This is a genomic window from Secundilactobacillus silagincola (assembly GCF_002583405.1).
Taxonomy (GTDB): Bacteria; Bacillota; Bacilli; order Lactobacillales; family Lactobacillaceae; genus Secundilactobacillus; species Secundilactobacillus silagincola.
In genome coordinates this window covers 1-293 of the sequence record NZ_BCMJ01000042.1, presented here as the reverse complement: position 1 = coordinate 293, position 293 = coordinate 1, and the positions used below count along the sequence as shown (strand labels likewise).

Annotated in this window: 1 protein-coding gene; it reads right to left on the bottom strand. The window is 47.8% G+C overall.

Annotation, left to right across the window (positions count from 1 at the left end):
• Positions 1-293, bottom strand: a 293-nt coding sequence (locus CES82_RS12585) for an MBG domain-containing protein (protein ID WP_180245748.1), incomplete at both ends; no start/stop codon positions are given.

Genomic DNA, 293 nt, shown 5'->3' with positions numbered 1-293 from the left:
TGTGTCTGGAGTAATCGTCAGATTACCGGCTGCCACATTACTGCTCGTAATTGTGTAGTTCTTATTTGCACCTTGCAGTGCTTCAATCCCAGCTTGGTTCAGCGTTACTGCATAGTTGCTACCAACATTGGCACTTGTGATCCCGCTTAAATCAAAATCGTCAGTGGTCAAAGTCGGAACGGTCACACCCTCTGGACCGGTCACCTTAAACTGCGCGGTATCCACGTTCGTGGTACCGTCATAAACCTTGGTACCATTACTAATCTGTACCGTGGCAGTTGTGTCTGGAGTAA